This window comes from Candidatus Andeanibacterium sp. (genome assembly GCF_057143545.1).
Genome location: NZ_DBNHSF010000100.1, coordinates 1 through 1,754, shown reverse-complemented (window position 1 = coordinate 1,754; position 1,754 = coordinate 1). Strand labels below are relative to the sequence as shown.

Below are 1,754 nucleotides of genomic sequence, written 5' to 3'. Positions count from 1 at the left end.
GAGACAATCGCCAGCCGCGCCACGACCATTTCGGTCCCCGGCAGCTGCAGCCCGGTGTAGATCGCCAGCGGCAGGGTCCGCGTTTCGCCCGGAATGTTCGAAACGAAAGTGATCGTCGCGCCGAATTCGCCGATCGAACGGGCGAAGCCGAGCACCGCCCCGGCGAGGATCCCGGGGACCGAAAGCGGCAGGGTCACGGTCCAGAAGGCATGCCAGCGGCTTGCCCCGAGCGTGCGCGCGGCCTCGACCAGCCGCCGGTCGACCGCTTCGATCGACAGCCGCATCGCCCGCACCATCAGCGGCAGCGCCATCACCGCCGCCGCCAGCGCCGCGCCGGTCCAGCGGAACACCAGGGTCACGCCGAACCACTCGTAAAGCAGCTCGCCGACCGGCCCTGTCCGCCCGAACAGGACCAGTAGCAGCCAGCCGGTCACCACCGGGGGGACGACCAGCGGCAAATGCACCGCCGCGTCGAGCAGCATCCGCCCCGGAAACCGCCGCCGCGCGAGCAGCCAGGCCAGCCAATAGGCGAGCGGCAGCGTCGCCGCCATCGCCACCAGGCTGACCTTGAGCGAGAGCCCAACCACGGCCCATTCCTCGGGGCTGAGCAGCAAGGTCAGGGCTTCCGAAAGCCGTGGCGGGCAAAGATGGCCTGGGCTTCCCCGCCGGTCAGGAAATTGCGGAACGGGACGGCGTCGGGATGATCCGACGAAGCCAGCACCGCGACCGGGTAGCGGATCGGCGGATGGCTTCGGGACGGGAATTGCGCGACGACGACGACCTTGTCCGAAGCCAGCGCGTCGGTGGCATAGACCACGCCGAAATCCGCCTCTCCCCGCTCGACCAGCGTCAATGCCGCCCGGACATTCTCGACCGGCACAATGCGGTCCCCGGCGGCTTCCCAAAGACCGAGCCGCTCGAGCGCGGCCCTGGCATAGCGTCCGGCCGGAACTGCCTCCGGTTCGGCAAGCGCCAGCCATTTCCCGGCGATTTCCCGTTCCCACGAAGCCTGGTCGAGCCGGAATTCGCCGCTCCGCCTGACGTCGCCGGGTTGGATCAGGACCAGCGCGTTACCGAGCAAATCGGTGCGCGTGGCGGGGCGCAGCAGCCCCGCCGCTTCGAGCTCGTCCATCCATGCTCCGTCCGCCGAAATGAAGATGTCGGCCGGGGCACCGCCTTCGACCTGGCGGGCCAGCGCCGAACTGGCGGCATAGGAGATCACCGGCGGGTCGCGCATCCGGACCGCCCAGGCCTCGGCCACCTCGTCGAGCGCGCCCTGCAGGCTGGCGGGAGCGAAAACGACCGGGCCATCGGGTTCGCGGCTGCACCCGCCAAGCAGGAGCAGCGCGGCAGCCAGAATCGAGGGGAACCAACGCATGGCTATTGCTATATTCGAGCATATATAGCACGTCCAGCCGACTTATCGCGCGCTTCTGCGAAGGCAGGAGCCTCAGGCCCGAGGTCCCCGCCTTCGCGGGGACTCGCAGATGGGGATGGAAACCACTGAGTTGTGAGCGTAACCAACCACGCATGGCCACCCTCAAGCTCAAGCTCCAGCTGATGCATGGCGGCGAAATCGCCATGGGTCCGGGCAAGGCCGAACTGCTCGACCGGATCGAGGAAACCGGCTCGATCTCGGCCGCCGCGCGCGCCATGGGCATGAGCTATCGCCGCGCCTGGCTGCTGGTCGATGCGATGAACCGCTGCTTCGCCGAACCGCTGGTCGAGACCCGTCCCGGCGGCGGCAAGCAGGC

Annotated in this window: 3 protein-coding genes; 1 reads left to right on the top strand and 2 read right to left on the bottom strand. The window is 68.8% G+C overall.

What is annotated here, in order from left to right; translation table 11 throughout:
- Together modB and modA are read right to left on the bottom strand one after the other, a co-directional pair.
- The coding region (gene modB / locus AC16XC_RS06370; RefSeq protein ID WP_484033809.1) for a molybdate ABC transporter permease subunit at positions 1–611 on the bottom strand (611 nt) is incomplete at its 3' end.
- A gap of 5 nt (positions 612–616) precedes the next feature.
- A complete protein-coding gene (gene modA, locus AC16XC_RS06365) occupies positions 617–1,378 on the bottom strand; it encodes a molybdate ABC transporter substrate-binding protein (RefSeq protein WP_484033808.1) in 762 nt (253 codons plus the stop codon).
- A gap of 152 nt (positions 1,379–1,530) precedes the next feature.
- Between modA and AC16XC_RS06360 the strand changes: the two genes are divergently transcribed.
- Positions 1,531–1,754 (top strand): winged helix-turn-helix domain-containing protein (locus AC16XC_RS06360; RefSeq protein ID WP_484033807.1); only part of this gene is annotated, 224 nt, incomplete at its 3' end.

Excerpts from the sequence above, each read along its gene's own strand:
- modA (WP_484033808.1), bottom strand. The coding sequence starts at position 1,378 with ATGCGTTGGTTCCCCTCGATTCTGGCTGCCGCGCTGCTCCTGCTTGGC.